Source organism: bacterium SCSIO 12844 (genome assembly GCA_024397935.1).
Lineage (GTDB): Bacteria > Pseudomonadota > Gammaproteobacteria > Francisellales > Francisellaceae > M0027.
The window spans coordinates 1,924,463-1,949,175 of sequence record CP073743.1; the positions used below are offsets into that span (position 1 = coordinate 1,924,463).

The 24,713-nt window shown below is 27.9% G+C and carries 20 protein-coding genes; 10 read left to right on the plus strand and 10 right to left on the minus strand.

Going from position 1 to position 24,713, the window contains the following annotated elements:
* Nucleotides 1-10: 10 nt before the first annotated feature.
* The 4 genes from KFE69_08650 to KFE69_08665 all read left to right on the plus strand — a co-directional run bounded on the left by KFE69_08650 (nt 11) and on the right by KFE69_08665 (nt 3,979).
* Nucleotides 11-1,192 (plus strand): amino acid transporter, encoded by a 1,182-nt coding sequence (locus KFE69_08650; protein UTW41575.1) that lies wholly within the window; start codon nt 11-13, stop codon nt 1,190-1,192.
* A 180-nt stretch (nt 1,193-1,372) separates the two neighbouring features.
* Nucleotides 1,373-2,158, plus strand: coding sequence for a hypothetical protein (locus KFE69_08655; GenBank protein UTW41576.1), 786 nt, complete (start codon nt 1,373-1,375; stop codon nt 2,156-2,158).
* A 202-nt stretch (nt 2,159-2,360) separates the two neighbouring features.
* On the plus strand, nt 2,361-3,230 hold the full coding sequence (locus KFE69_08660; GenBank protein ID UTW41577.1) for a hypothetical protein: 870 nt from the start codon (nt 2,361-2,363) through the stop codon (nt 3,228-3,230).
* Between the two features lie 173 nt (nt 3,231-3,403).
* Nucleotides 3,404-3,979, plus strand: coding sequence for a hypothetical protein (locus KFE69_08665; protein UTW41578.1), 576 nt, complete (start codon nt 3,404-3,406; stop codon nt 3,977-3,979).
* A gap of 9 nt (nt 3,980-3,988) precedes the next feature.
* On the opposite strand, the gene KFE69_08670 is transcribed toward KFE69_08665, so the two are convergent.
* Nucleotides 3,989-4,225 (minus strand): hypothetical protein, encoded by a 237-nt coding sequence (locus tag KFE69_08670; protein ID UTW41579.1) that lies wholly within the window; start codon nt 4,223-4,225, stop codon nt 3,989-3,991.
* 245 nt (nt 4,226-4,470) lie between these two features.
* Between KFE69_08670 and KFE69_08675 the strand changes: the two genes are divergently transcribed.
* Genes KFE69_08675 through KFE69_08690 form a run of 4 tightly spaced genes read left to right on the plus strand, consistent with a single transcriptional unit; the run spans nt 4,471 to nt 8,803 of the window.
* Nucleotides 4,471-5,085, plus strand: a complete 615-nt coding sequence (locus KFE69_08675) for a recombinase family protein (protein ID UTW41580.1) — start codon at nt 4,471-4,473, stop codon at nt 5,083-5,085.
* Nucleotides 5,085-6,731 (plus strand): transposase, encoded by a 1,647-nt coding sequence (locus KFE69_08680; GenBank protein UTW41581.1) that lies wholly within the window; start codon nt 5,085-5,087, stop codon nt 6,729-6,731. Before KFE69_08675 ends, KFE69_08680 begins: the two co-directional genes overlap by 1 nt.
* 5 nt (nt 6,732-6,736) lie before the next feature.
* Nucleotides 6,737-7,726, plus strand: a complete 990-nt coding sequence (locus KFE69_08685) for an AAA family ATPase (protein ID UTW41582.1) — start codon at nt 6,737-6,739, stop codon at nt 7,724-7,726.
* Between the two features lie 15 nt (nt 7,727-7,741).
* Nucleotides 7,742-8,803 carry a DUF1016 family protein gene (locus KFE69_08690; protein UTW41583.1) on the plus strand — a complete coding sequence of 354 codons (1,062 nt, stop codon included), beginning with the start codon at nt 7,742-7,744 and terminating at the stop codon, nt 8,801-8,803.
* Nucleotides 8,804-8,883: 80 nt separating this feature from the next.
* Here KFE69_08690 and KFE69_08695 read toward each other — a convergent pair whose 3' ends face one another.
* The 5 genes from KFE69_08695 to KFE69_08715 all read right to left on the minus strand — a co-directional run bounded on the left by KFE69_08695 (nt 8,884) and on the right by KFE69_08715 (nt 12,500).
* Nucleotides 8,884-9,219, minus strand: coding sequence for a hypothetical protein (locus tag KFE69_08695; protein UTW41584.1), 336 nt, complete (start codon nt 9,217-9,219; stop codon nt 8,884-8,886).
* A 226-nt stretch (nt 9,220-9,445) separates the two neighbouring features.
* A complete protein-coding gene (locus tag KFE69_08700; GenBank protein UTW41585.1) occupies nt 9,446-10,576 on the minus strand; it encodes a DUF5617 domain-containing protein in 1,131 nt (376 codons plus the stop codon).
* Between the two features lie 24 nt (nt 10,577-10,600).
* On the minus strand, nt 10,601-11,575 hold the full coding sequence (locus KFE69_08705; protein ID UTW41586.1) for a hypothetical protein: 975 nt from the start codon (nt 11,573-11,575) through the stop codon (nt 10,601-10,603).
* A gap of 83 nt (nt 11,576-11,658) precedes the next feature.
* The gene (locus tag KFE69_08710; protein UTW41587.1) at nt 11,659-12,108 is read right to left on the minus strand and encodes a hypothetical protein; all 450 of its coding nucleotides are present in this window, start codon (nt 12,106-12,108) and stop codon (nt 11,659-11,661) included.
* A gap of 98 nt (nt 12,109-12,206) precedes the next feature.
* On the minus strand, nt 12,207-12,500 hold the full coding sequence (locus KFE69_08715) for a hypothetical protein (protein UTW41588.1): 294 nt from the start codon (nt 12,498-12,500) through the stop codon (nt 12,207-12,209).
* A 192-nt stretch (nt 12,501-12,692) separates the two neighbouring features.
* Between KFE69_08715 and KFE69_08720 the strand changes: the two genes are divergently transcribed.
* Nucleotides 12,693-13,508, plus strand: a complete 816-nt coding sequence (locus KFE69_08720; protein UTW41589.1) for a hypothetical protein — start codon at nt 12,693-12,695, stop codon at nt 13,506-13,508.
* Between the two features lie 13 nt (nt 13,509-13,521).
* Here the strand turns inward: KFE69_08720 and KFE69_08725 are convergent, their stop codons facing one another.
* Nucleotides 13,522-14,280 (minus strand): hypothetical protein, encoded by a 759-nt coding sequence (locus tag KFE69_08725; GenBank protein UTW41590.1) that lies wholly within the window; start codon nt 14,278-14,280, stop codon nt 13,522-13,524.
* Between the two features lie 276 nt (nt 14,281-14,556).
* On the opposite strand from KFE69_08725, the gene KFE69_08730 reads away from it, so the two are divergent.
* Nucleotides 14,557-16,179, plus strand: coding sequence for a hypothetical protein (locus KFE69_08730; GenBank protein ID UTW41591.1), 1,623 nt, complete (start codon nt 14,557-14,559; stop codon nt 16,177-16,179).
* A gap of 70 nt (nt 16,180-16,249) precedes the next feature.
* Here KFE69_08730 and KFE69_08735 read toward each other — a convergent pair whose 3' ends face one another.
* The 3 genes from KFE69_08735 to KFE69_08745 all read right to left on the minus strand — a co-directional run bounded on the left by KFE69_08735 (nt 16,250) and on the right by KFE69_08745 (nt 24,607).
* On the minus strand, nt 16,250-17,089 hold the full coding sequence (locus KFE69_08735; GenBank protein UTW41592.1) for a hypothetical protein: 840 nt from the start codon (nt 17,087-17,089) through the stop codon (nt 16,250-16,252).
* Nucleotides 17,090-17,247: 158 nt separating this feature from the next.
* Nucleotides 17,248-17,778 carry a hypothetical protein gene (locus tag KFE69_08740; protein ID UTW41593.1) on the minus strand — a complete coding sequence of 177 codons (531 nt, stop codon included), beginning with the start codon at nt 17,776-17,778 and terminating at the stop codon, nt 17,248-17,250.
* Between the two features lie 70 nt (nt 17,779-17,848).
* Nucleotides 17,849-24,607, minus strand: coding sequence for a hypothetical protein (locus tag KFE69_08745; protein UTW41594.1), 6,759 nt, complete (start codon nt 24,605-24,607; stop codon nt 17,849-17,851).
* Between the last annotated feature and the right edge of the window lie 106 nt (nt 24,608-24,713).

The window sequence follows — 24,713 nt, forward strand, 5'->3', positions numbered from 1 at the left end:
TATAGATGTTATGAATATTACGACAAGACGAACAATTGGCGGCGCATTTCTTGTAATTGGTAATACCATTGGTGCTGGTATGTTATCACTACCTTTAATTACTGCAGCGACTGGTACAATTACAGCAATTATACTAATGATACTTTCCTGGTCTGTGATGTATGTAACATCATTTAAGTTATTAAAACTTTGCTCAGAATACCCCTTAGGGGTTAATTTTACGACGCTAAATGCTAAGCGTATGCCAAAAATACTACAGCCTTTATTTATACTAATGTATTTACTTTTGTTATATTCATTGATGTCAGCTTATACTACACAAGGCGCATCACTGATTAAAATAGTCTCTCAAAATGCGGTTTCAAATACAGCTGTAGATACCCTAGTCTATATTTTAATTTTTGGTGTTATTATTTTAAATACTAGATTAAGTGACTATCTTAACCGTTCATTTGTTTCATTAAAATTAATTTTCTTCACATTATGTATAATTTTGATGATTGCTTATTTTAATTTAAGCTATACCTTATCTATGCCATTATCCATATTTGCATTACTCTATGCCTGGCCTACCCTATTACCTTCTTTTGGCTTTCAAAATATGGTACCTGTTTTATATGAATATCAACAAGGTAATCTTAAAGCCATTAAACGCAGTATTCTTATTGGTAGTTTATCAGTACTTGGGATTTATATTATCTGGATTGTAATTTGTCTTGGGCTTATTCCACAATTAGGCTCAATCAGCTACAAGACGATTTATGCTGATGGTAATACCCTAGATAATTTCATTGCTATTATCAAAGAAGGTACAAACAGTCACTGGGTTAATACTTTCTTGACAATTTTCATCAATATTTCAATTATCACTTCATTTATCTGTGTTGGTTTATCTTTATATCATTATATTCGTGATATCTTTAAACAGTTTAAAATTAACCTATGGAAAGTATTTGGCTTTATTTTTAGTTTCTTACCACCCTTTATTTTTACTGTTTTCTATCCAAAAGGCTTTATTCTAGCATTACAATATGCAGCAATTTTTGCAGTTATTGCCCTTGTGTTTACACCAATTTATTTAGATAAATCTGTCAATCGACTCAATATAAAAAATCTCTATCCACTTGCTTTAGGCTTACTTGTAATCATTGCACAAATTTTTAATCTCTTAGGTATATTTACACCGTTTTAGTTATATTAATTCCCCTCTAATTTTAAAGAAGTGACTGCGAAGCAGGCGGGGTGTTGTAAATAATTTCACAAAAATTATCAACACGGAATATGTCTGATTTTTTCTGAAATATTACTTTTATTATTTTTTAGCTGTAATTTTATTACAATAGTGCTTAATTTAATCATAGGAAATACTTTCATGCCTAATCGAACCCAACAATTAAAACAAGCACTAGTTCATAAAATATTAGATAAATATCAAAATAAAGGTGAAAATTTATTTTATTTAAATCAAAAAAACACACGTTTCGATGGTAAATCTTATACAAATGTTCCTAACTACGTAATCGAACATGTTGAACTTGCAATAAGAGAAGATAAACAATATTTTAAACAAAACCAAGAATACGCTGCATATGATTCATTTCATCAATATTTATTAAATAATATAGCAAAAGCTCAATATGAATATGAAACTACTTTATCAGGCTCAATTTCAACCTGCTTATTAGATAATTCATCCTCTCCAATTCAAGACATCATACAATCTGGTGCAGAAAACTTGCAATCACAATTAAGAAATCGTTTTCCTAATCTTAATGATGAACATAAAAAAGCAGTATTAGTAATGCAATTGCTAGTAGATGCCCAGTTAAAAACAAACTGTTTTTTTGCACACAACAGAAAAGATATTGAACATGAAGGAAAATTATTTAAAAACATTCCAGGGCCAATTGTTGATGCAGTAAAGGCATCTAAGGCTATAAATGAAAGTTACCAGAATGATCCTCAAAAACAACCTTTAAGCTATCGTGACTTTCGAGCTATATTAAGTGATCGTTTATCTTGCTTTGAAGATAATGAAAGTTTTTATAATACACATCTAGAATCTAACTGGGCAGCAAACTTATACCGCAATCCAGAGCCAATTTTTCAATCTTATGAACCTCCCAAACAAACAACAGAATCAGAACTCTATTTTTAATGTATCAACTACTTAATCTGGATATTTAAACTGTCATCCTCTTGTAAACTTGTAACATGAGTTTGATTATTTAATTTGTAAATTATTGTTTTACAATTATATATTTGATTTATTTTTGCAATAACTCTCAATTTCAACACAACCAAAATTAATGATACTATAAAGTTTGATTATTTTATTTTTGGTTTTTGGAGGTTGTAAAATGGGCTATCGAATTAATTCTCAAGCAGGTATAATTGATGCAATCAGTAAAGGTATTCCACTTGTTATTACACATTCAGATACTCAAAATCCATTAAATGTTCACGGCCAATTTTATGTACCAAAAGTAGGCAATGATGGTTGTGGTATTGTTTATGAAGGTTTATTTTGGGCAGCTGAATTTGGCATAGTCGATGGAATGACGGTCATTGATACTGCAGAGCATAAAGATGAATATGATGATATGACGTATGGGAAAAGGGATTTTATACTAAGAAAGCAACATGTACGCGCAGATCTTTATAAGCAATATTATCAGGATAAATATTGCCATCAAGCTGAAGATGATAAATATAAAGTTATTGCCTACCCAGAATTAACAGCAGAAATGATTGATGATGCAGCAACTGCTGAGCAGTTTAATGGTAAAGGTTATCCTGAATATAACTGTCATACTTTTGTAAAACATGTCATTGATCATGCTTATAGCAACAATTATGTTAATGAATCTAATCGAGATAATTTCTTTAAAATCTATAGTGCACTTTATGATGGAACAACCACAATATTTAAAAAACAAAATATTACCAGTACTAGTTCTATTGCTGCTATTAACCAACATATCATTGATCATCCAACAAGCCGAGCTGCTAAAGCATTAACATTATTAAATAAATATAAAGACTCAAGTGATGGTATTAGTAAAAATAACAATAATTTGTTTAAAGAAATTCACAAATACGCTTATGAAAGCTCTAAACTATTTAGTAAAACAAATACTCAAAACAATGCCAGTTTTATTTTTGCAACCTATGCCGAACAACACCCAGGGAGTCGTTCAGCTAAAATTGCATTAGCATTGGATAAATAACTCTAGCTAAAATATTCTAATCTAAACTGCAATACAACATTAAGTAATTTTTGTTATTTAATTGTTTTATATTTAATTATTTTGGTTTTATTTGTAATTATTTTTAACAAAAACTATTTCATGATAATGATAGAATTAGATTCGATTATTATAAAACTTAAAGGATTAAGACTATGGGTTATGAAATCACTGAAAATGAAGAATTAATCACTGCAATTGAAAATGGTTATCCTATTTTAATTACACACTCCGATACACAAAAACCCTTAGATGTTCATGAACAAATTTTTGTTCCAAACAAAGAAGGCTCTCATAGCGTTTATGAAGGTTTATTCTGGCCACGTGTCCATAAAACACCTCAAAGCATGACAATCATTGATACCGCACCCCACAAAGATGAGTTTGATAATATTAAATATGGTACACAAGATTTTATATTACGTAAAAATTCATTTAATAATGATTTTTTTAATAAACATTATTTAGATAAATATAAACATGAAGTTAATGATTCAAAATATAAAGTCATCGCCTTTCCAGAGTTAACTTATGAGATGATTGATCAATCTGCAATGACTGAAAGATTTCATGGTGAGACATACCCTGAATATAGTTGCCATACGTTTGTTAATAATACCATTCAAAAGTCTATTGAAATAAGCAAAGAACGCCAACCAAAAGAAACACCAAAACCGTTTTCAGGGGCGAAAAAAAGCGCTACCTCTACTAGTTGTTGTGTAATATGCTAACTTAGTATTTTATATATCTTGAGTGTTTTTGTTTTCATTTTTTGGATTATTCCTACCTTCAGTAGAAAAAGGATGCGGAACAACATGGAAATGACTTTTAGCAATTTTTTCTACAATTGTTAAAAATTCATTGGTATTTTTATCTGATAAGTCATATTGAAGCAAGTGTTCATTAACTTCATCTAGTTGTTGCGGCTCGCTTATATAAATACACTGGACCGCTTTTATCCGCGACTTTTGGCCCAAATTAAATGCAACTATAAATTAGCTCCGACCCACATTAAATGCGTTTATAAATTCTCCAAATTTTAATTCAAAATTATTGGCTCACATTAATTGCAACTATAATTTTACCACTCGATAAACGAAGGTTTATTTAGTTACTCTTAAAATCAAAAAAATTGCTTAAATAATCGCTCAATAAACCATTGCAATAATCAAGGTCTTGTTTATACTCTATTTAAAGTTTTTGGAATGATCTAGGTGGCTTTATGTTAATTGGTTATATTAGGGTTTCTAAATCAGATGGTTCTCAGCTTCTTGATTTGCAAAAAGATGCTTTAATTAAGGCGGGTATTAAAGAAGAAAGAATATATAGTGACCTTGAGTCTGGTAGTAAAGATAGTCGACCTGGATTGGATTCTTGCCTTAAATCATTACAGCCAGGGAATACATTAGTTGTTTGGAAATTAGATAGGCTTGGCAGAAGCATGAAGCACCTAGTAAATTTAGTAGATGATCTTGGTAAGCGTAATATTAGTTTTAAAGTATTAACTGGTCATGGAGCTAATATTGATACCTCTACTCCAAGTGGGAAAATGATATTTGGAGTATTCTCAGCATTATCAGAATTTGAAAGAGATCTTATTATAGAGCGTACACGAGCAGGTTTAGCTGCAGCTAGGGCTAGAGGTAGAAAAGGTGGCCGTCCACAAAAAGTAGATAAATCATTACTTACAATGGCTATAGCATCTATGTCTGATAGAAATTCCATTGCCTCTGATGTGGCCAAAAGGTTAGGTATCACAACAAGCACATTATATTCCTATGTGAATGGTGACGGGTCGTTAAAGGAAGCAGGTAAAAAAATAATGGATGCTAAGTAGTGTCTAAGAAAATACCGGTAGAACAATTAATTTTTCTGAGCTATGAACTTGATAAATTACCAATAAGGGATATCAAACGTAAAGAACTTGTTTCTCAATGTGCTGATGATTTTGGCGTGTCAGTTTCGACAGTTTATAGACAGATTAAAAATGTGCTTGAGAAAAAATCAACGTATCGAAAAGATTTTCACAAACCTAGAGCCTGTTCAGAAGTAGACATGCGAAAGTATTGTGAAGTTATAGCTGCTATGCGCTTACTAGCAAAGAATAAAAAACGACATAGAATATCGACTCCGAGATGCATTAATTTACTTGAAACTACAGGTGTTTATTTGGGTAATGATTTAATTATTGTACCCAGAGGTTTTCTAAAGAAAAGCACTATTAATAGGTATCTTTCTATATGGGGTTTAAATGATGCGGCTATGTGTGTAGAGCCTGTAATTACACACTTTGAAGCTAAGTATAGCAATGAATGCTGGCAGTTTGATTTCACACCATCTGACCTTAAAAAAATCAAATTCATTTCTGGCAATGAAAAGCTGTTACTTGCTTTGTTTGTTGATGATGCAAGTGGAGCGGTATCTGGAGAGTATATAATCACACCTGGAGAAAGTGCTATTGCAGCTTTAAGTGCTCTATATAATGCCACATCTGGGAATAATTGTGATTCTTTTATTAAAGGGATACCCGAATCTATTTATATGGATAATGGTAGTTTTAGTAAAAGTGAATTATACCGTCGTGTCTTGATGCAATTAAATATCAGTGTTGAGCAACACTTACCAAAAGATAGTGATGGTCGAAGAACTACAGCAAGATCTAAAGGGAAAGTTGAAAGAGCCAACCGTACATTTAAAGATGATTTTGAATCATTGTTCCATTTCCAAAAACCCGAAAGTTTAAAGCAGCTCAATCAATGGCTACATGAATATATTAAAAATTATAACCATAAGGCTCATCGACGTGGTGGTTGTAGCAGATATGAATATTGGAAGTCACACTTACCTGATTTAGGCTATCAAGAGATGTGTTCAAAAGAACACTATGTAAGACTTTGTCGAACACCAGAACCTCGAACTGTTGGTTCTGATGCTTGTATTTCAGTAAACGCTATTGTGTTTCAATTAGATCCAGAATTTGCTGGCGAAACAGTTAATGTATTACATGGTATTTTTGATGATCATATTTATATAGAACACCAATTAAATACATTCGGACCATTTTACCCATATGATGGTCCTATTCCATTTGGCACTTATAAGAAAAAACCAAAAATCAACAAAGAGAAACGCGCAGATTACATTACAGAACTTTCAAAAAAAATATCTATTCCTATTTCTGCCCTTTCTGGTTTGGAAAATAATAATAATAAGCTTGTATTAATCGATGCTCAGTTAATTGATGAAAATATAGCATCAAAGCCATTTAAAATAGAAGACCTTAAACAAATAGACTTTAAAAGTAAAATAGAAGCTAAGCAATATATATCAAATCTTTTAAGTAGGCCGCTATCAACGCTATCACCAGAAGACTTAAATTATATTAATGGCCTTGTTACCACAACATTAAACCGACATGAGATTAAACGTCAACTCAAAGCATACTTTTCACCAAAGCTTATTAAGACATCCAATTCGGAGTAAACCCTATGTACCAACAAGCACTAAATAAATTCCATTTGAACAAGCCTTTTATGAAGGCAGGTTATTTTGAAACAGAGCAATATCGAGATATTTATAGTGATCTAAAGAAAATTATTTCTTTGGGTGGGATTGTTTCATTAACTGGCATGGTCGGTTCAGGTAAAACAACAATGCTCAGAAAAATTAAGCAAGAACTTGATAAAGATAAAAAGATTATAACTTCTCAATGCTTAACCACTGATAAAGCAAAATTAAGCATTAATAATATCTTATTGGCTTTATACTATGATCTTTCACCTAAGGGAACCAAAAATATTACAGTCCCCTCTCAAAATGAAAGAAAAGAACGGCTACTTCTTGAGCTGATTATAAAACAAAAATCTTCGGTTGTGCTTTTTATTGATGAAGCTCATGACATACACGGAAATACTCTTGTTGCGTTAAAAAGAATTGTAGAAATGGTCTCAAATAGTAATTATCACTTATCTGTTGTCTTAGCCGGACACCCTAAATTAAAAAACTACCTATCAAAGGGCACAATGGAAGAAATTGGTGCTCGGGTAGAGAAATTTGAAATTGATTCCGGTTTTTTTCAAAATAAAGCAAAATATATAGAATGGATCATTAAAGATTGCTTAGAAGACAGTAAAACAAAAGTATCAGACATTATTACACCTGAAGCAATGAACCTTTTAGAAAGCTCATTAGTTACTCCTCTTCAAATCAATAGATGCTTATTTGATGCAGTTCAAAAAGCTTATAATACTGGTGAAGATATAATATCAGAAGATGTTATTAAAGATATTTTAAGTCCTGATACAAATAATATGGATTCAATATTAGCTAGAAATGGTTATCAGCAACTATCCTCAGTTGCTGAGCTTCTTGGCACTACATCAAAAGAAACAAAGGAATTTTTATCTGGCAAAACCGTAGGTTCAAAGCGACAAACACACCTACAAACATTGCAAGCTGTCGGTTTAAATTTTGAATAACTTAAGGGTATAAAGATGGCTAAATCAGATAAAAAAATAGTTGGTTACCAAGATTTTTTTCAGGCAATTGAGGATAAGATATCAAATACTAAAACGCAAATTATTAAAAGCACCAACACAAAGCTAATAGACTTATACTGGTGGATTGGAGAGCATATTGTTATAAACCAGAATAAATATGGCTGGGGAAAAGCAATAGTTGATCAGCTATCCAAAGACCTCATTAAATCACTTGATGCTCCACATGGGCTATCATCTAGAAATTTATGGTATATGCGCCAGTTTTATCTTGAATATAAAGACAAACCAAATCTGCAACAGCTTGTTGCAGAAATTCCTTGGGGACAGAATTTAATCATTTTAAGTGGCTCACTAACAGATAAAGAAAAAGAATACTATATACATAGTACTTTAGAGTTTGGTTGGACTAGAAATGTGCTTAAACTACAGATTAAAGCAAACGCTTATGAGAAAAGTCTATTGTTAGAAAAGCAAAATAATTTTAAGGATACATTGCCAGAGCACCTGGCAGAACAAGCAAATGATACTATGAAGGATGTCTATACTTTGGATATGCTGGGGATTAGTAAACCAGTGTTGGAAAGAGAGTTAGAAAGTAGGATGATCCAAAAAATCAAACACGTTATTCTGGAACTTGGTTATGGCTTTAGCTTCATAGGAAATCAATACAAAGTTGCCACACCAAGCTCTGATTACTTTATAGATCTTCTTTTCTATCATCGAAAATTAAGGTCTTTGGTTGCTATTGAATTAAAAACTGGGAAGTTTAAAGCAGAATATGCTGGGAAAATGAATTTTTATTTAAATCTGCTGGATGACTTTGTTAAAGAACCAGATGAAAACCCTTCTATTGGCATTATATTGTGTGCTGATAAAAATAATTTTGATGTTGAATATGCCTTGAGAGGGCTCAATAAGCCTGTAGGTGTGTCAGAATATATATTAACATCAAAACTTCCAAAAACCCTGCTCGATAAACTACCAGATTCTAAAACATTACAAAAAGAAATTGGTGATCAATTTGAAGTTATCAGTAAAAATTATAATCGCAAATAAAGTGGGCCAATGAATTATAAATGCAGGTCAAAATTTTATAGACGCATTTAATGTGGGTCGGGGCTAATTTATAGTCGCATTTAATGTGGGCCAAAAATCACGGATAAACGCGGTCCAGTGCATTTATAAAAGCGAGCCGCAACATCTAGTTCTTTTGAGGAACAATTTGAAGAAATTCTATTTATCTTATCAATTAATAGCTCTTTCTGATTATCTAATATTTTATTATTTTTTAGCATACTTAAAAGCTTGTTACCACTTGTATCTGATATTAATTTATTATTCAACCATTTATTCACTTTTAGTTCTAAAGGTTTAATATCAAATAGATTATTTGAATCCACACTAGAAGAACTTTCATCTAGTACATTTCTTAGATGTAAGGTACAGTAATCAGTCTCATCATCACTATACATAATAAATTTTCCTTTTACTTTATAACTTGACTATAAAATCTAATTAAATATTCAAGCCATTCTTTTGTTAACTTAATTTCATTGAACTGATAATTACTATCCATAAACTAAATATACCCCTTAATTTTAAGAATAGATTAAGTATATTTGTCTATTTGGTTGGTTGTTAGCGTAGAAGTACTCATTAGTGTGCTACAGATTTAATAAATAACCCATCTAGTAATTATCAATAATCAATTTGCAAATTTTCATCGTTAGTTTTTACCTGTTCTAAACTAGAACTTTGAAAAATAAATTCTATTCTGCGATTTAATGCTCCTTTAGAGTTTAGGTTCTGAAGTCTATTACGAAATATTTTAAGTTCATCTAAATATTTTTTGATATCTTTTTCACCTTTATTATTCTCTATAAACTTTTTTACAGCTTCAGTATGATGCTTATTTTTGAAAAATTTATTACAGCCAGTCCCTTCATTTACGTAGTCTTGGAGAAGTTTTTCTATACCATTTTTTTCAACTTTATTTTCAGCTTGGAAGAAAATAGATTCGTATTTTTTAATTTTTGAATAATCGCTATTGGATAAAAGTTTGATTTTATCTTCTATTAATTTCTTAGCTTTATCATAGCTACTTGTCTTTTTATATTCTGTATCAGAATAATCATAGTCGTTTACACGTCTTTGGCAAATCCTACTAAAAGCATTAAATTCTTTACTTGTACTGGCATTCTCTAAATCTGTTCTTAATTTAGACAAGGTTACTAAGTTACAATAAGGTAATACTTTTTTTTCTAATTTTTCAAGAAATTCATGTTTCTCTTCACCAAATGATGTGAATTCATCAAAAGCTATTGCTCTACGTTTACACCCAAATGGATCGGAAGTACAAGCTAATGGATCATCTAATTCTAGTAATTGGTTTTTTCTTGGATTTTTTATATATAATAAATATTTATTAACAATATTATACTGTATTTTATTAGGTATATATTCAATTATTTTTGGTATTTTATCAATAATAGGTTTTTTATTATAATTATTTACTTTACTTAAATCAATAAAAAGTATATTTTCAATATCAGTGATATTTTTATTGTCATTATGATACCTCTTTGCTTGATGAAATCTTATAAAAACCTTTGTGATACTTTGACTAAGTTCATCGTCCTTTTTATAAGGATAGATTTTTAATAATTCAGCATATTCATCTTTAACCTTACTGTCAGACTTTAAAAATGCATGCCTTGTTCTCGAATTTGGAAACTGATCTTCCATATCAATATAAGAAAAAATATTTGATACGAGAGGCAATCTTAAATTATTAAATTTTGATTTTTTTTTCTCTTTAGGGTCAGACATACTAAATATCTCCTTTAGAGACTACTAATTATAAGTACTATTAAAAACAGTCATATTATTTTTATCATAAGCATTGTAAAAAGGGTGTTGAATTTCTGTTTGGTTTAATTTCTCTGAATTAGGCTTTTCTTCTTTAAGTAAATTTTTAAAAATCTCAAAATTATCCTTCCCTTCTACAAAATCGCTATACGTATGCTCATTGTCTCCATCACCATAACAGTCACTAGTTAAAACATTTAGCCACTCATCTGAATAAATATCTAAAGCTTCCCTAATAAACTCTATATAAGGCACTGATGCTTGATAAGCATTTGTTAAACTATTAGATGACCTAGATTTAAATATATTTGTATGATGGGACATCGTGCGAGCAAAGTTTTTGACTAAATCTTTATAGCCATCAATACTTTTAATTTTACTTGTATCAAGTTCATCAATATAATTTTTTTTATGTTCATCTGAAGTTTTATTCCTAGCTTCGTTGCATGCATACTTAAATGCCTTTTGTATGCATTCTAAAAAAATTGATTGGCAATTTTTATCTCGTTTTAAGGTTCTAATACCTTTAAAATCAATATATTCATCATTAAAAATTTTTTCTAATTCGTTTTGTATTATCGGCGTTATAAAGCATTTAATTAGTTCTAACTTTTCGTCTGACAAAAAGTGACACTCAATTTGACTATCATCAATAATATTTATTAACTCATATGAATTTAAAGCTAAACCATTTTCATCAATTAAGTCATCTTTAATTATCTTTAATAATGCTTCAATTTTATTAATATCATCAACTGCAGCTAAGATTCTTCTTAATGTAAGTGGGCATTTAATAATACAATCAGGGAGATATCTATCATTTGTTGATTTATCACTTGATCTTTTAATGAATATTAATTTTTTATCATCCTTAAGTTCCTGTAATTTAGCTTCACATTTTTCTTTATCATTATTATTAAGAAACTTAATCAAGTCTGAAGCAGTTTGCATATCACTCATAATAACAGTCTCCATCATCTAGTTTTATAGACTACAATTGTCTATAAACGTAAAAATACAAAAAAGCGTAATAATACTTAAATTTAAATCCTGCTATTATCTTGAGTGATAAAATTCTCTCTAATATTTTCAGATACACTTTTTTCAGAATCTTTAAAACCATCGTAAAATAAATTAAGTACTAAGGATCTATTAGGAAAGTAAGTTGCTAAGCTATCACCCCAAGTTTGATACTTATCATCTCTAAATTGCTTTAATTCCTTATCTTCTAAGATACCTAATTTTACTAAATTTTCTAATGTTAATCGCTTATTTTGTAGGGCCTTCATAGCATCTGAAGGAAAATCAATTATCTTATTCATCTTGGTTGAACCCAAGCCAAACTTATGAAAAAAAGCCTGAACTTCTTTCTGAAAATCTAAAATAGTACAGTCTTTTATTTGTTTATCTCCTAAAACTTTATTTGATAAATTCTGATCATCAAATTTAGCATGCTTCAAAAAATAATTTTTAAAATAGAAATATAGATTCATAATGCAACCCCTTTAATTTATATTATGAGTCAAATATAAAGCTATTAATGATATATAAAAACCGCAAAAATACTTATTTTAAAATTAAATATTATCTTTTACTTATTATCATTACTTTTAACATTTAAATCTATTTCTTTTTTATTATTATATTTTAATCCATAACGATATCCTTTTGCATATTCCTTATTTAATTGACTCTTTTGAGCTTCAGGCATATTAATATACTCACAAATTCCAGCATAATCAGTATTCATGCTCATACCCTCTTTTGCTTGATTAATTCCATTTGCATAAGCGGCAGAAGGTGTACAATTTTGTCGCGCCATTTCAGCACAACCCGATAGAAATAAACAAATACTACCTACTAGATATAGACTAATAACTTTCATACTTACCTCACAACATTGATTGTTTTTTATTCTACTTATTTAATGTTTGATTAGTATAAATTTAATCTCATTTTAATTGCAAGTGATAAAAAGCAACACCCAGTAAATCACGTAGTTTTACGCTATTTTAAATCACTATTTTTTATTATTTTCACAACTACTTTAAAATATAAAGTAGGAAATATAAGAATCATGGGAAAAGATAATCAATTTAGCATTACCGACTCAAATAATAGCCTTGAATTAAATGAAAATCAAAAAGATAACATAATTGGTACTGGCTCTACAGCTATTATTTATAAGATAAATAGTAATAATGTTAAAAAAGAATTTAAAGATGACATCACGCTAGATCAGCTAAACTATCAAAAAGATATGATAAATAAAATTCATCCTAATTTTGAAGTTGAAATTCAAGAATCAACAAAGCAGCATAAAGCCTCTATCACTATGCCATTTATTAATGGAAGCCATGATATATCAAATGAAAAAATTCAATTAGCGGTTAGAGATTTATTCAATACATATAAACTTATCATAACAGACCCTGTTAAAGAAAATTTTATTAAAACCCAAGATAATGAAATCATATTATGTGACTATGGCTCAGTACTAGATTTAAATAAGGAAATTATAGAAACTCCAAAAGATGCCTTATTTGAAATTTATCAAAATTACTTAAAAAGCAAGTTTTCAAAATTTAACTTAGACTCTATTATTAAAAATGAAACTAAAAAATCATTAAGTGAAGTATATAACTTACTGAAAAGTGATGAAACATATAGAACTAAGATACAAAGTATTCAGCATGATATACAAAGTAAATTAGATCATCAGTCATCTAAAAACGTTGATCCTGGACTACAACCCATTTCACCATTTTTAGGTAAAAAACTAGACTTTGGCAAATTTATTCCTAATAACAAGCAAGATAACTCATTACCAGAAAATTTATTTATGAAAAATGATAATAGTAATACTAAAATAAAGTTAGATTTTGATAAATAATATACTCAAATATTTAATATATTTTAGTCACTGGGGATAAGTTAAATGAAGAACTATTTTTATTTTTAATGGTCCAAGGACATACCGGATCATTAGATGATTTTCTTTGACACACAAATGCCAATTTTATTAATGAGGCATTATTATCTAGTCGTTTATAGTCAATATTATCAGAACAATTAATATTACCATTCACTATACTACATTTTCCTGGAAATTTTGAAAAACTGACTTTGTATGCTTTATCATTATCTAACTCATATTCACCTGATGATGAAGTTATAATTTCACCGTATTCACCTTCTACAGATTCTTTACCTAAACCTACTGAGTGTAAATCAAAATTATGACTAAATGCTCCTGGAACCCCCGTTATTTCAACAGCTAAATTCATATTATTTCCAGAATAAAATCTAGTTGGATATAGACAATCATTATCACTACAAGTTGCCTTATTTATTTTTAACATCTCACTTTCATCTGCTTTAATATATGTATTCCAATCAAAGTATTTATCTGGGGTATATTTAGTATGAATAAATGAAAATTGAACTTTTGGGTTATCTTTTAATTTTTTGATTTCAGCAACTATTTTTAACTCTTTAGTTGCATCTGTACAAAAAGGAAAAGCATTAGAATCTGTAAATTGAATTTTGCCTGTGCTTTTTGCAGCTACAGTTAACCACTTTGGTTGTATGGTATCTGTTTTCATACATGAGCTATCTAAAGTAGAAATCCATAACTCATAATTTGTATTATTATGAATACTCATTGTGTAGTCAGCTGATGCATATAAGTCTAAATTTATGAAAAAGCAAAATATTACACATACAAATTTTCTATACATATTATTGCAACCTCACCTGTGAAATTATTAATTATTATGATCAATAATATAAAGATTTGAGTCAGAGAAAATAAGCGCAAAAGTACGCGATTTATTAGATATGTTTTAATCACCTGAAAGAGTACTTTTACGCTATTCACTGATCTATTTCTATTTTAAGTTTTAATTAATTCAATTAATTAATTTAAGGGGATGCATAAAATGATTGATACTAAAAACTCGAAATTTGATGACTTAAAACTACTTTCTGATACTAGAGACTACCCAATGTTATTAGAAAAACTTAATAAAAATAATCATACTAATTTTGAAACGTTAAGTAAATGTATTGGAATGCCTTATATTTCTATTGGTTTTGATAAACTCAAAGAAAAAACAGGTATATCAGATGAAAATGGGAGGCTAGGGTTTAAACTTAATGATAATCTTTGCAAGCATTTATTTGAAATGACTGTACTCAAAGAAAATAATACATATAAATATAATTGGGATAACCGTAACAAAGGACTATCTCGGGAAGATTACCTAGCTCTAAATGATAAAGAACGCTATCAATTAGAAAGGCTTCATGCCATTAAAGCTGATCTTTTTGAAAGTATAGTTATATACTTTGATGAGCATAGAAATGAAGATGATTCCTTACAATCAGATAATGAGCAATCTAATATACAGTCAGAAAAAGAAAAATATAAAAATTTTATTGCTAATATAGATCAAGATGATAAAGAAATTTTAAAGTTTCATGAGACAATATGTACTTATTATTCTGAAAATTATCAATCAACTGATGGTGAGTTAACTAACTCAGTAAAAGAAGCTTTTAAAAAAGAGCTAGGCATAGATAAAAATTCACTAGAAATAAAAGTAAAATGTACAGAGGCATCTGAAAAAATTGCAAATCTATCCAAAAAACTAAATGGCACATCGCAAACTCTACAAAAACTAATAAGTCCTTTAAATAATATATTAATGGATCAAGACTTTTACAATGCTCAAATTACATCAGAAAAAAGGCTAGAAAGGCTAAATGAATTTAATAAAAAGTTAGATGTTTTAAATAAAATAGTTGATGAAAATACTGACTCAACAAATAATAAGTTAATCATTTCAATACTTGCTTATTTTCCTAAAAATGCTTTTAACTTAAGTTCTGAAGAATGCAATGAAATTTCCAAAATTTCAGCTTGCAACCAAACCTTACAAAAAAGCTTAAGGGATCAAACCTGTAATAAATTCAGTAATAATCTAAACGCTCAAAACTTTAAAGACCAAATTAATAATATGGATAGTTTATCTTTATCACTATTAAACAAAAAAATTAGTGAAAAAGGTAAAGTTTATGCTAGCATTTCAGTTAATGAGTTCATTAATATTTTAGAAGAAATACCATCTAAAATTACAAACAAAGACTTAGCAAAGATACAGAAAAAGCAAAATATAAAGAAAATTTATGATGCCCTATATGAAGGTGAAACAACTATTTGGAAAAAAAGAGGTACCATCATTGATGATTTAATAAATGATAAATTATCACTAAATGATTTCTATAAACATGTTGAAAACAATCCAAACAGCAGAACTGCAAAAGCGTTTAACCTTTATACTCATCACAATAAAAATGGAATTTCAAAAAATAATTTTTATCTTCTAAAAGACATTCATGAATATTGCAAAAACCACTCAGGACTGTTCTATCAGACTGACAACAATCTAAATAATACAACCAATAAAAATAAAGAGAGCTCTAATTCTCTAACCTTATTTAAAGACTATGCTGAAAAGAATCCGTATTCAAGATCAGCAAAAATTTATAACACTATATAGAAGCGACTTCTTATGTATATATTCCTTGAAGTACTTAGCTTTTTATCTCAGCCATCTAAAACAACAAAACCTAAGCCACACTAGCTAAAGGCAATTTTAAATCTAAAGAGTATAAATATTTTATATACTTATTATTCTGACTAACATCTACAAAAAGCTCATAACGATTTTTAAAGTCGAGTTTTTGAACAACAGATTGGATTAAACCTTGTACCGTTCTTACAGAACGACATAAATAATCAGCAATATCCTTTGCTTCAAAATTACCATAATAAATTGCAGCAATACATGCAGCTTCAGCCTTAGATAGAATGTTTAGTTTAGGATCAAAAAAATCTTGGTCTTCTTGAGCAATTTCATCATCAATGGCTTCAACAATAAAATCCTTTAAAAAGCTTTGATTTTCTTTAGAAAGAAATATCTCTTCAACTTTTCTAGTTAATTGACTGATATTTAACTGCTGATAGTTTAATAATGCATCAAGATAGTTTTCTTTTTTAACAAAAATACAAATACAACTGATTGAATAATCTGCATTGTAAACAGAATGAATCGGAAGTAATTCCAACTCATTTTGTGTGATCATATTCAGATGATATTTTTCATCTTCTTTTGACTGAATTAAGTCTAAATCACTTAAACTAATAACACTTGGAGAAGCAAGTAATGAATTAAATCCTGTAATATGAGCCTGATCAGACAAAGCCCAATCAACAAACTGCTGACAGAACTTAATAGGTACATCAATTGCATAACCTGATTTAAATACTCTAGTATAAGAAAGCCCCTCTACTTCAAAAGGAAAACTTAATTGATTAAAAACCTTAGTTAAAGTATAAGTATGCTTTCTCCAAAGGCTGGTATATAAATCTTTTAAAGTATTTGTTTCTATATTTTCATATATTAACATTTGATATTCTCTCTTATATTTATTTTAAATAATCAAACATTTGTTTGGTATTATATATAATCTTAAAAAAATGAAAAGCGTAAAAGTACGCATTTTAGAAAATAATTAATTATTATAAATATATAAAAACTCACCATGCAAGAGCATACATATGATTCTTAAGGTTTTATTTCATTAGAGTTATAATTAAAATCATCAATATACTTAGAAAAATATTTTGGCGCTTCTTGATCACCTGACAGCTTTTTATCTAAAAATGATAACTCTTTCTTTGTTTTATTATAAAAATCTATCCCACTTTCAAAGTCAATATGATCATCTTGATCAAAAGAATGCTTATTAACTGATTTTTTTCTAAAGCCAGTATATTGAACTTTAAGAGCCTCAAGTTTGGATTGCACTGATAAAACTAATTTAGATAATGGCTTTTTATCATTATGAATATCTTTATCTGTTAAGAGGAGTGTTTCAAGATCAACCGTACTAGAACGCTTTCTTTTTTCATTCGATGGGACAGTTGTTGAATAACCTTTTAAACCATCATACTCATCATCAAAGTCACTCTCTATAAGATTAATGCTATTTGAATTACTTTTATACTTATTAATAAAATTATCTAAAATTTCATTATATTGATTTATCTTTTTTAAAGTATCAGCAAGATAAGATCTAACTTCTTGTTCGTTCATATATAATTCCTCTTTAATGCTTAATAATTTATTTTCTTAAATCAAAATTTTAAAATTCACGCAATACAAATCAAAGCGTAGATGTACTTGAAACTTTAGCCAATACATTGTTTTCGCCATGTTTTGAAAAATCTCTTTCTAATTTTTCATGCATTTCACTACTAAAAAATAAAAATTTATTATCAAGCTTTTTACGCTCATTATGAAAATTACTCCAATCATCATTAACTGCTAACCAACGAAAATCACGCTGGCGTAGCTGTAATGATTCTTTTTTATCATTTATAAATTTATCTAGTATAGATTTTAGGCTTAACGACTTACTAGTTTGAAAGGTTTCACTATTATTATAGATTCTAACTAAATCTTTCAAACCTTGAGTCGAACCACAACCACTCGACCTTGATGCTGCCACTTTAAATATTGATTGAAGTTTTTTCTTTAATTCATCGTTATTGTGAAAGCTAAAGTCATTTATAGAAAACTTATTTTTAGTTTTCTTTTGATTACTGTTAGCTATATGTTTATTGTTTGCTAATTTATCATCATATCGCTTAGGATTCTTAGAATTTATTTTTAATGCATCAGAAACTAGATATAGTGTTTTGATCTTATTATTATAGCTGTCAAATAACTCTGAAAAATTAATATTATTTGTACTTTCAGTTGTAGCATAACTCCAAAAATCACTATCTTGAGAACTATTATTTTCACAAACTTTAGACCAGTCTTGAATTAAATTACTACTATCAAGTTCATTATTAAATATGGCATTAATTAAACAAGTAATTTGTTCTCTTTTGAGTGATTGATCTGTAGCACTTAGTTTTTTGACACTATCGAATATATCATTTTTGGTTTCCGTAGTAAATTTATAAAATTTGTTCAAAACTTCACTATTTATCTTACCCAACAATAACTTTGTTCTGATTTGCATATATAAGGTTTGATCAGAATCTTTATCATAATCGTTACTATTATTAGTTTCATTTATTATCTTTTTATACTCTTCACCTTTCTCTGCATTTTCCCAAGCTTTTATCTCAGCTACAATTGATTCTTTTTTATCCCGAAACGCAACAATTGTTTCAAATTGCTTAAGATCCATTTTACCTAACTGTGAAAGATTATAACTTTCTAAATTTATTTTATTATTTGTTAATTTTAACGCAATAGATTTTATATCTTCATCATTTACACTTGTGTTAAAGTATTTAGTTAAATTGACTAAATGCTCACAAAATCGACGATGCTCCGTAACTTCATTTGCACAGTTATATATATCATTAAAATCATTTACAGTTTTCAATATGAGATTTTTAAGAAGTATATTACTAAGTTTTGGGTTGCTATTTATATTACCAAGTGCTTCTGCATTAAGCTCATCTAAGTTTGTTGCTGCCAATTTTACTGCATTAAGCAATTCTGATTGATCATTGTTGCTATTTAGACTATTTTTTATGTTATCTAAAGTCTTACTATCTGAAATACTAATAATACCATTAGCAATTTTTTGTACTAAAATACTATCTGGACAATCTTTAAATCTACCAACAAGTTCTAATATAATAAGCAATTGTTGCTTATTGATTAAGTTGGATTTAGCAGCTTGACTATCATTATCTTTTTTAAGAAATTCAAATTTTTCTAACCTGCTGACTTTATCCTTCTGATAATCAGATAAAAGTTTTGTAACTTCACTTTCATCAAATTGTATACTCTCAGCATTTTTTAACTCATTCAAAAGATTTGATAACTTTAGTAATGGATTACGAATGTTCACCTCATCACTAAAGTCAAAGTTATCAGCTATTTTAATATTTTTATTCTTTACACATTGAATAACTGTTTTAATATCATAAATATCATTATAATGTTGAGCAAGTTTATCTAGTACTTTAATATTATTTAAACTCGATAGAATTATATTAATAGACTCTGTATTAGCCAAAAAATCTTTTTTATTTTTAGTGTCTACAGTACTAAAGTTAAATTGTTCAAGGCTGTTTAATAAATTAATCTGATTCTGATTACCTTTAAAATCTTTAATTAAATCACTGCTAAGATCAATACCATTTTTAAGATAGAAATCTACAAATTTTGCTAAATTTTTAGCATCGGTAACTTTTTTAAAAACACCTTCCATTGTAACTATTTTTTGAATGTAATTACTTAAGGTGCTATCGTCTAAATTATCTTTCTGTATCAGTATTAAATATTCTTCAATAAATTCAGGACATAATTTAACAAGCTTCTGAATATCATCTTTGTCAATATTACGAATTTTAAGCCATAAGCTAATATCTCTAAGATTACTTGGTACTGTAATAAATTCAGATAGTAGCTTACCTGGTTGTTGGAGTGAACTATCTTCAGTTTTAGAGACATCATTTCCTATTTCTATTTTATAACTCTCATTACAAAAATTAACCAATGAAGTATTTTTACTTTGCTTATAACCTTCTAAAATTTTTGTTGCTTCATCTTTTTCAATTTTAAAACTAGCAGCTTTATATGTTTTTTCTCCCAACGTTAATGATTTACTTAATAATGCTGCATCAATATTGTTATTAATATCTTTAATAAAACCTGGGTAATCTTGGTAGTACTTTTCATATATCCCACTTAGATCTTCATTAGTATCAATAATATGAAAAATATGATGCTTTATTAAATGATTGTAAAATTGGTCAATTTTTTCATTATTATTATCTTTTTTTAATTCAAGTATTGTTTTAGTGATGTTTTCATCTAAATAATTTTTATCTATAGAGCTGTCTATATTATTAATTGTTAAATCAGTTATAGTTTGAGCATAATCAGTATGATCAACCTGTTTATTTTTAACATTTTCAGATGCCTTTTTATACTGATCAAAAAAATCTTTAAACACTGCTTTGAAATTATAATTAATAATTCCTGACCCTTTTACATGTATCTGCTCATGATCTTTGATATAACCATCTACTGTCTTTTTAAACACTAAAATCACATTTCTTGGGATAAGAGCAGCATTAGCTTTATAAAACTCAAAATTTGTACGTAAAATAGGATTTTTTTTTTCATCATCATATTTATCATCATGAAGATTAAGCATATGCAGCTTATTAGGATCAGATGCTGCTAACTCTTGTGCAATACCAAAAGTAAGATTAAGCTTATTTTCTAAAATAGCCTTAGATATATCCTCATCACCACTTAATTGGGTACTTCTAAAATGACCAACATCAACTACACTATCATAATATGTTCCTGATTTTTTATTTAAATATGCATCAGCAAATAAATATGTTTGCAAATTAATGTTTAATTCTTTATTAGCCTCATTATATTCACTTAAATAACTATTGACTTTCGGTATATATTCACCATTGCCATTGTTTTTAGCATTGAGCTGATCTAAAGATTTTGTTTGTCTTAAACTAAAATTGTAGTAATCAATTTTACCCTTAAAACCTTGGTACTTTGCAAGTAGTTTCTGGATATTACGATAGGTTTGTTCCTTCTCTTGCTTCAGATCTACTTTATGACCAATACAACCATCATAATCAACTGCCAAAGCAATATGCATTTTAGTATATCTTTCTTTTATATTGTTAAAATTCTTACTATTATCATCAATATTCTCAATTTGAAAGATAGTTGCATTGATAATTAATTGAATATCTTGAGCATTTATTTTATATTCACTTTTGCCTTTTATTTGTTTTGTATAAAGCAAAGAATTAGCTAATGCTTCTAAATTTTCTTTATTTTTCTCAGTTACTTGAGTGTCACATATACAATCTATAAAAAATTCAGCTTGGTCTTCATCTAGTAATACAAGTAAATCTTTTTCTGGCAAGTTATCTATATTAGTTTTTGATATTTTATTTTTTTGGTTTTTGCTCAAGTAATATTTAACCAGCTTATCAAATTTTTCAAAATTAATACTATTTTTTAAAATTAGTAATTTATTTATTAAAGTATGATTGTCTATTTGTAATGTAGATATTAATAGTTGATTGTATTTTTTAACTATTTCATCATCATTTAGCTCTTTTAGTTTATTTGTCTGCTCTAAATCTAATAAAATAGGCTTAACTAATGTACTACTAAACTTTTCATCTCCTAATATTTGCACAAGATTATTTTTTATTTTTCCATATTTAATAATATCTTCAAGATAATCTTTTATTGAAAAACAATTATCTAATGCTTGAGTTAAATTGCTTTCCTCTGTACGTTCAATTATGCTTATTAAAAATTCATTAAATTTATTATTGGAGTCAATGTAGCTTTTTATAGAATTAGACAAGCTAAGATAATTGATATTATGATTACTTAGAACAAAATCACTTAACTTTCTTTTTAATTTATCATTAAGATTTATATTCGAGATTTGCCCTAAAAGTTGTAATTCGACTATGTTTCGATGCAAATTTTGTTCATTTATAATTTTAGATTTATAATTATTATATAAAACTCTTTCTAATCTATATTGCGTAACTGCCTCGTCAATTTCATTATCTATTTCTTTACAATACCTTGAATCTACAGATAGTTTACTTTTATCATTTTTATATTGACTAACCTTATGCTTATCAGTATTTATTCCAAGTCTGTGTTTAAAGGTATCTCTATAATCTTTATGTTTATCATTATCAATACTATTATCATCTATATAACTATTAATAATATTACTAAATTTATTAAGTTCATTTATTAACTTTGTTTTGTGTTCATTGCTATCCGATTGAGCATTTAAATTAAAACTAGAATTTAATAATGAATCATCTATATTAACATTAGTTTGATTTATAGTTGAATCTAATTGAGAATTATATTTATGTTTTTTATTCTCTTGAATCAATTTTAATATATAAGAACAGTATGATTTATCTAAATCTTTATATCCAGTCATATCTAAATCGGTTCTTGTAAAATGAGTCGCACTTGTAGGTGTAAGTAAATAATGAGAATCTAAAGTAGTTGGGTCAAAGTTTTTTTCATTAATTTCTTGCCAATTTTTTCCAAAAAAATAATCATTAATTATGCTATCTTTTTTTGAGCTTTTTTCTCCATATTTTCTAACATTACCCACTAAGTTATTAATATTAATTTGCATTTGCTTAATATCAATACCAATACCCTTACCTTTATATGTATTTTTTTTATATTCAATTTCAATTGAACTTGGAATTAGTTGTAAATTTTCATTTTTTTGTAAAAATTTTATTAGATCATTAGATAATTTTTGATTATTTAAATCAGGAATTTCAATTTTAAAACTTTCTTTCTTATTTCCTTGCTCATAAGCTTGTTGCAATAAAACCATTTGCAATCTTAAACTTAATTGAATTCGAAGAGTTGCTTCTAAAGTCTGACTACTTTGTATAGTCTTAATAACTGGATTTTTAAAAAAAGAATCTAAGCTAGTTTCAATTGAACTGTTGAAGTAGTTTGTAATTTTTTGATTTTTTATTAAGCCAGGCAAATCGCTAAAGTTTTTTTTAGTTTTAAGTAAGCGAGAGAAATCGAAACTTGTGTTCTCCTCTGTGTATTCTAAATAACAATAGTCAATTTCAGAAGTACCTTTAATAGGCGTTGTATTATCACTACCTTTAACCTCTATGATTAAGTTATCTGGCAAAAATTTTGAACTATCTTCCTTGAGAAAATTATTAAATAGCTCACAATTAGTACCACAATGAATTTTTATCTGACCTGATTTTTTTTTGTCAAAAATCCCAACTTTCTTTTCAAAGTGTTTTGAACATAGTAAATGAGACACTGCATAAGCTTTATGCAAATTATTACATCCCTGTTGATCAACAGTTTGCTCAAACTTCATTTTAAATGGATTAAATAATGCAACCTTATCTTTAAACACAAAAGCACTATAATATTTAGATAAAATTATCTTCATATAGTTATCTAAAAAAGCAATATTTGAGATTAAACAAGAATTATATTTAGCATCAATATTAACAATATATCCTTTTTGATCATTATCACTAATTGGGTAATTTAACTTATTAAAGATCTGATATTCGTTCGCAATATCTATTGACTTATTTTGTTTAATTACTTCCGAATATTTTTTTAGATCATTTTGCTTACATTGTAATTTTAAATTACTAGTATTAAATTCTTTATTTTTATTTAAGTCATTAGATAAACAATAAATCTCTAATAATCTTAATTTAGTGCTAATTATATTATCTTTACTTTCGATTTTTGATAACTCACCTGTCATTGTTTTGTAAATTGGAGTTTTGAGTAATTTTTCTAAAGCTAACTCATTATTTATATTAGAACTTATAAACTCTTCAAATTTTTTATCATGAAATTTATCAAAATCAGTAACTGCAGAATTAGAAGAGTACTTTACTTTATCTTCTTTTTGATCCACAAATAAATAGTCTAAACTTCCATTACCAGTTATTTTTTCATTGTTAGTGGGATTTTCTCCATAGGCAATTACTGTTACACCAGAAGGAATATAACTATCTGTTATAACTCTTTTGCCTTTAATATCAGATTCTTTATATTTTTTAATCTCATTATTTTTAAAATTTATCTTTTGTCTAGCATATTTATAATTATTAAAGTTTATTTGTATTTCTTCATTTGGATAGTATGATTTTAAGCTGTGAATTAACCAATAAATAATACCAAGACGATGTTTAGAAGCAAAAACCATTTCATTTTGTTTGTTTTTTACACAATACTGTTTTTTATTATTGTAGTCTTGTTTTTTATCAGTAAACGTATATAAAAATTCACCATCTGATGATTCAATTTTTAGTTGCTTATCATCTTTACTGAAAGTAAAATCACCACCCATAACACACCCTCCTAAACAAAGTAATTTGATTAAATTTTGTTAATCCTAAGACTCAAACTAACAGTGGAATTTACTGGGTAATAGCGTAGAAGTACTTAATCCGATG

Bases quoted from the DNA above. Each gene is read 5' to 3' on its own strand.
- KFE69_08690 (UTW41583.1), top strand. From the start codon at position 7,742: ATGGCTAAATCAGATAAAAAAATAGTTGGTTACCAAGATTTTTTTCAG.
- KFE69_08675 (UTW41580.1), top strand. From the start codon at position 4,471: ATGTTAATTGGTTATATTAGGGTTTCTAAATCAGATGGTTCTCAGCTT.
- KFE69_08725 (UTW41590.1), bottom strand. From the start codon at position 14,280: ATGAGTATTCATAATAATACAAATTATGAGTTATGGATTTCTACTTTA.
- KFE69_08650 (UTW41575.1), top strand. From the start codon at position 11: ATGAATATTACGACAAGACGAACAATTGGCGGCGCATTTCTTGTAATT.
- KFE69_08665 (UTW41578.1), top strand. From the start codon at position 3,404: ATGGGTTATGAAATCACTGAAAATGAAGAATTAATCACTGCAATTGAA.
- KFE69_08745 (UTW41594.1), bottom strand. From the start codon at position 24,607: ATGGGTGGTGATTTTACTTTCAGTAAAGATGATAAGCAACTAAAAATT.
- KFE69_08660 (UTW41577.1), top strand. From the start codon at position 2,361: ATGGGCTATCGAATTAATTCTCAAGCAGGTATAATTGATGCAATCAGT.
- KFE69_08700 (UTW41585.1), bottom strand. From the start codon at position 10,576: ATGTCTGACCCTAAAGAGAAAAAAAAATCAAAATTTAATAATTTAAGA.
- KFE69_08720 (UTW41589.1), top strand. From the start codon at position 12,693: ATGGGAAAAGATAATCAATTTAGCATTACCGACTCAAATAATAGCCTT.
- KFE69_08655 (UTW41576.1), top strand. From the start codon at position 1,373: ATGCCTAATCGAACCCAACAATTAAAACAAGCACTAGTTCATAAAATA.
- KFE69_08685 (UTW41582.1), top strand. From the start codon at position 6,737: ATGTACCAACAAGCACTAAATAAATTCCATTTGAACAAGCCTTTTATG.
- KFE69_08735 (UTW41592.1), bottom strand. From the start codon at position 17,089: ATGTTAATATATGAAAATATAGAAACAAATACTTTAAAAGATTTATAT.
- KFE69_08705 (UTW41586.1), bottom strand. From the start codon at position 11,575: ATGAGTGATATGCAAACTGCTTCAGACTTGATTAAGTTTCTTAATAAT.
- KFE69_08730 (UTW41591.1), top strand. From the start codon at position 14,557: ATGATTGATACTAAAAACTCGAAATTTGATGACTTAAAACTACTTTCT.
- KFE69_08695 (UTW41584.1), bottom strand. From the start codon at position 9,219: ATGTATAGTGATGATGAGACTGATTACTGTACCTTACATCTAAGAAAT.
- KFE69_08715 (UTW41588.1), bottom strand. From the start codon at position 12,500: ATGAAAGTTATTAGTCTATATCTAGTAGGTAGTATTTGTTTATTTCTA.
- KFE69_08740 (UTW41593.1), bottom strand. From the start codon at position 17,778: ATGAACGAACAAGAAGTTAGATCTTATCTTGCTGATACTTTAAAAAAG.
- KFE69_08710 (UTW41587.1), bottom strand. From the start codon at position 12,108: ATGAATCTATATTTCTATTTTAAAAATTATTTTTTGAAGCATGCTAAA.